The following is a 4,347-nucleotide window of genomic DNA, read 5'->3' as shown; positions in this document are numbered from 1 at the left end:
AGGTCTCCACCCATCCCGAGGATGAGGACCGGGATGGACAGCACGACACCAACCCAGAACCGGCGGGTCATGTCAGCGAGTTCTGCGTTCGGGGCGGAGTCCGCTGTGACCAGGGCGGGCTCCAGCGCCATTCCGCAGATGGGGCACGAACCGGGTCCGGGCTGGCGGATTTCGGGGTGCATGGGGCACGTGTACTCAGCCACCTCCGCGCCAGGCGGAACCTCAGCCGCATCGTGCGCCGCGTGGTCCTGGTGGTTGTGGTCAGCGTGCCCGGCGTACTGGTCGGGGTTGGCCTCGAACTTCGACTGGCAGCCTGCGGAGCAGAAGTGGAACGTCTCCCCCTCGTGCGCTGCCGTCAGGGTGCTCGTCGCGGGGTTCACGTCCATGCCGCACACCGGGTCCTTGACCGTGGGTATGGGGCGGGCTTCGTGGTGGTTCGAGTGGCTGGCCATCATCTGAGCATACCCCCATGGGGTATATAGTCAAGGGCCAGACGGATCAGGCGGAGGACCGACGCTGTCGGGATCTTTCCCAACCGCAATGCCATCGTCCGGCTCGTCGGCGCAGTGCTCGGCGAACAGACCGACGAATGGGCCGAAGGGCGCCGCTACCTCGGACTCGACGTCCTGGCCCGCTGCCGCATGACCTCGTCCCCAACACCGAACCCCACATAGGAACTCACGACATGCCCGCACTCACCGCCTAACCCCCGCCCACAGGATCACGCAGCGCTACACCACTCCCGGGGACTCGACCAGCCCCACCCGCCCCACCATCCCAGGGCCGGTTGGGCGACACGTCGAGCAAGCGTCGTGATCCGCTCCGTTTTCTGAGAAGACCCACGGGATCCGGCGGCACACCGTAGCGTCGCGACCCGACAAGGGAGAACCATGCGCTTCAGCCTCGCCACCGCCGCAGTAGTCCTGGCCGTCCTGGCCACCGGCTGCGACGCCAGCAACGTCGACGCCCCGAAGGAGCAGATCGAGGCCCCCAGGTTCGCGGACCTGAGCGAAGACGAGTTCCGCGTCGGCTACCTGAAGTTCTACAGCGAGTCCAAGGGCGTCGGGGTCATTTCGATGCCCTCCGGTGAAGACGTCCCGATGCACCGCGAGGCGATCGACGATCCGAGCGGCACCATCGAAGCGGGTCAGTACGTCCAGTACGTCTATTTCGTGTCTCCGACAGGGCCCAGGGCGCTGCACGTGAGGCCCATGGGCTAGCGATCGTTGATCGCTCGCCGCAAGACCGACAGGCCACCGACTCGAAGGACCCCTGAGATTGCGATCGACCGTGCAACACGCCATCGCCGCCGCGGCGCTGACCGTCCTGGCCACCGGCTGCGGCTCGGACACCGCCAGCACCCGGACCGCTGACGAAGCTCCGTCGCCTCCTGCGAAGTTCGCTGACGTGACCCCGGGCGGCGAACGAGGAACCGTCGAGTTCTACGACGACGGCAAGGGCATCGGCCTCATCGTGACCGACGAGGGCAAGGAGATCACGGTGTACCGGCGCCAGATCGCCGAGGCCGGCAGCGTCCTGTCCGAAGGTCAGCGCGTCCGCTTCGAGGTTGTCCTGGGCAACCGCGCTCCCGAGCTCATGAACGTGACAGTCATCGAAGGCGCCTCGATCGTCCCGTTCGTCGGGTCGGACGGACTCGGAAGCACCGTCGGCACCGTCAAGTGGTTCAACGACTCCAAGGGCTTCGGCTTCATCGCGACCGAGGACGGCGAGGACATCTTCGTGCACTTCGAGTCGGTCGACGAGCCCGGCGGTATCTCCGAGGGCCAACGCGTCCGGTTCGACGTGGTGCAGGGGGACAAGGGCCCGCAAGCGACCAGGGTGACGCTCGCCGGCGAGTAGGCGACCACCCCGGCCGCCAGCACGCCGCCGCACACCACCCAGCCTTGACCGACGCCGACTCCCGAGACACGGCCGGCTCGGGTTCGTCCCGCACGCGTCAAGCGCGGCGGTCAGCGCTGGCTGACCGGGACCGCCTGGTCGCGGCGTTGAGCGGTCGATCCCAGCCCGTTCGTCATCGCCCACAGGACTGCCTGGCTCCGACTGTTGACACCGATCTTGCGATAGGCGGTCCGGATGTAGGACTTGACCGAGTTGGGGGAGAGCGTCATCCGCTCGGCCACTTCGCGGTTGGAGAATCCGCCAGCGATCAGCGAGAGGGCTTCGGCCTCCCGGGGTGTGAGCCCCTCGTCCCGGCCGGGCCAGCCGACGCCGCTCGAGGAGCTCTGTTGGCCGGGAGCAACGATGACGCGACCCGCCTGGATGGCTTCGAGCGCAGACACCAGGGCCCCCGCAGGCAGACTCTTGGACAGGTAGCCGCTGGCGCCGTGCCGAATCCACTCGCCGGCCGACCACGGCTGGAAGTTCCAGGTGTAGACCGCGACCTTGGCCACGCGGGGATCGTCCCGAAGGCCGCCGATCCGAACATGTGCGTCCTGGGGGTGCGCGGACGTGTCGTACAACGCGATGTCGAAAGGACCAGGTGCTGCCAGGTCGCTGACGTGGTGTGCAGCGCCGAGGCCACGCAACATGGATGACAGTCCATGCGCTACCAGCTCGTCGGCGTGAGCGAGGGCAAGGCGCAGCGCCAAGAACTCGACCTTCCGTGCGGGTGACTCGTGCCAAGCTAGTGGCTCGTGCCAGAACAGTGAGGCGTGCCGTTGCTTGACACTTCTGTTTCGGGAGCGACGGAGGCCGCCGGCGAAACCGTTTACATTGTAATCAGATCAGGGGCGCTGTGACCAAGGCTGGGGCGCGATCAAGCGGTGCGTGTCGGCCGCTGGATCAAGCGCCTTCGGCGGCGATGAGGTAGCCGTCGCCGCTGCGTTGGAGCTGCAGTGTCACCGACTCGCTCACCGCGCTGCCGTCCGTCCGGACGTAGTCGACATCGTAGGTGACGGTCAGCGTCTTCGGATTCACCACGATGTTCCTGGGCGTCGCCGAGGCGATGGTCTGCCAGTAGCCGCTGTATCTCGCGAAACCATTGGACGCCGCCTGGAACCCCGGGGTGAGCATCTCGAAGCTCGCCGCCTGGTCGTTCGGGGCCGTGGCGAGGTAGGTCGTGATGAACGCCGCGACGTCCCGCCGGGTCTCGGCTGCGGGGTTCGCCGGCGGGGCCGTCGTGGTCTCCTCCCCGGTCGGCTCGGTCGGAGGCTCCTCCGTCGGTTCCTCCGTGGGTTCTTCCGAAGTGTCCGTCGTGGGCGCCTGCGAGGTCGGCTCGTCCGCCGCGGGCGGATCGTCGTCGTCGGAGGTGAACATCAGCACCGAGAAGACGATCGCCGCGACTGCGGCCAGGGCCAGCGCTGCGAACCAGGGCCACCGGGACCGGTCGTCTCGGGAGTCGTCCGTGTCGTAGGCCGCCGGCGCGGACACGGCTGAGGCGACGGGTGCGGGGGCCGGGGCGGGTACGGGGGAGACGGGCGGGACAGCCACGACCGGAGGCACGGTGGGGAGCACCTCGGTGCTGTACTCGGGATCGTTGTCGAGAACCGCGGTCGACGTCACACCGGCAGCGGTGGGGTCCAGCTTCAGCTCGGCCAACCGGTCGCGCACCCGCTCCATGGACCACCGGTCCGAGGGCTCCCTGGTCATGGTGGCCTCGAGCAGCTCCGCGAACCCGCCGGCGTCGGGGACGCGCGGCGGCTCCTCGTGCACGATCTTGTAGAGCCCACCGATGAGGTTGTCGCTCACGTCGTACGGCGGCTTGCCGGTCAGTGCGTGGAAGAGCGTCGCTCCGAGTGACCACACGTCTGCGGCCGCCCCCGCGCCCGTTCCTGACGCCACCTCGGGTGCGAGGTAGGCGGGGGAGCCGGTGACCAGACCGGTCTGGGTCAGGCTGGCATCAGCCTGCGCCCGCGCGATCCCGAAGTCGGTGAGCTTGGCCCGGCCCTCCTCGGTCACCATGATGTTGGAGGGCTTCACGTCCCGGTGCATGATCCCGGCCCGGTGGGCCGCTGCCAACGCGTCGGCGACCTGCCACATGATGCTGGCGGCCGTGGCGTGGTCCAGGGGGCCGGAGTCACGGATGCGCTCGGCGAGCGACTTGCCGTTGACGTACTCCATGACCAGCCACTTCTGGTCGCCCTCCTCGACGAGGTCGAAGACCGAGACGACGTGCGGGTGATTGAGGGTCGCGGCGAGGCGAGCTTCGCGTTCGGCGCGTGCGAGATCGGGCATGGTCGCGCCGGGCAGCATGCCGATCTTCTTGATCGCGACTTCGCGACCGAGGACCTCGTCGCGGGCGAGGTGGACGGCACCCATGCCTCCGCGACCGATCTCGCGACCCAGGGTGTACCTGCCAGCGATCAACGTCCGTGCCTCTCAAGTCGG

The 4,347-nt window shown here is 68.2% G+C and carries 5 protein-coding genes and 2 pseudogenes; 4 read left to right on the top strand and 3 right to left on the bottom strand.

Translation table 11 applies throughout. From position 1 onward, the window contains the following. Nucleotides 1-452, bottom strand: a 452-nt coding sequence (locus tag JWN68_RS14115; protein WP_297739981.1) for a heavy metal-binding domain-containing protein, incomplete at its 3' end; no start/stop codon positions are given. A gap of 45 nt (nt 453-497) precedes the next feature. Between JWN68_RS14115 and JWN68_RS14110 the strand changes: the two are divergent. The 4 genes and pseudogenes from JWN68_RS14110 to JWN68_RS14095 form a co-directional block, all read left to right on the top strand. Next, nucleotides 498-706 (top strand): annotated as a pseudogene (locus tag JWN68_RS14110) (transposase); the annotation flags it as partial. Between the two features lie 184 nt (nt 707-890). After that, nucleotides 891-1,220, top strand: a complete 330-nt coding sequence (locus tag JWN68_RS14105; RefSeq protein WP_297739979.1) for a cold shock domain-containing protein — start codon at nt 891-893, stop codon at nt 1,218-1,220. A gap of 70 nt (nt 1,221-1,290) precedes the next feature. Further along, nucleotides 1,291-1,599, top strand: a pseudogene (locus JWN68_RS19380) (cold shock domain-containing protein); the annotation flags it as partial. 27 nt (nt 1,600-1,626) lie between these two features. Further along, nucleotides 1,627-1,860, top strand: coding sequence for a cold-shock protein (locus tag JWN68_RS14095; RefSeq protein WP_297739983.1), 234 nt, complete (start codon nt 1,627-1,629; stop codon nt 1,858-1,860). Between the two features lie 110 nt (nt 1,861-1,970). Here JWN68_RS14095 and JWN68_RS14090 read toward each other — a convergent pair whose 3' ends face one another. Then, nucleotides 1,971-2,549, bottom strand: coding sequence for a response regulator transcription factor (locus tag JWN68_RS14090; protein WP_297739977.1), 579 nt, complete (start codon nt 2,547-2,549; stop codon nt 1,971-1,973). A gap of 253 nt (nt 2,550-2,802) precedes the next feature. Beyond that, nucleotides 2,803-4,326: a serine/threonine-protein kinase gene (locus JWN68_RS14085; RefSeq protein ID WP_297739975.1), complete on the bottom strand. Its 1,524-nt coding sequence runs from the start codon at nt 4,324-4,326 to the stop codon at nt 2,803-2,805. Between the last annotated feature and the right edge of the window lie 21 nt (nt 4,327-4,347).

It is taken from the genome of Nocardioides sp. (genome assembly GCF_025964975.1).
Taxonomy (GTDB): Bacteria; Actinomycetota; Actinomycetes; order Propionibacteriales; family Nocardioidaceae; genus Nocardioides.
This window is presented reverse-complemented; position numbering and strand designations above follow the sequence as displayed.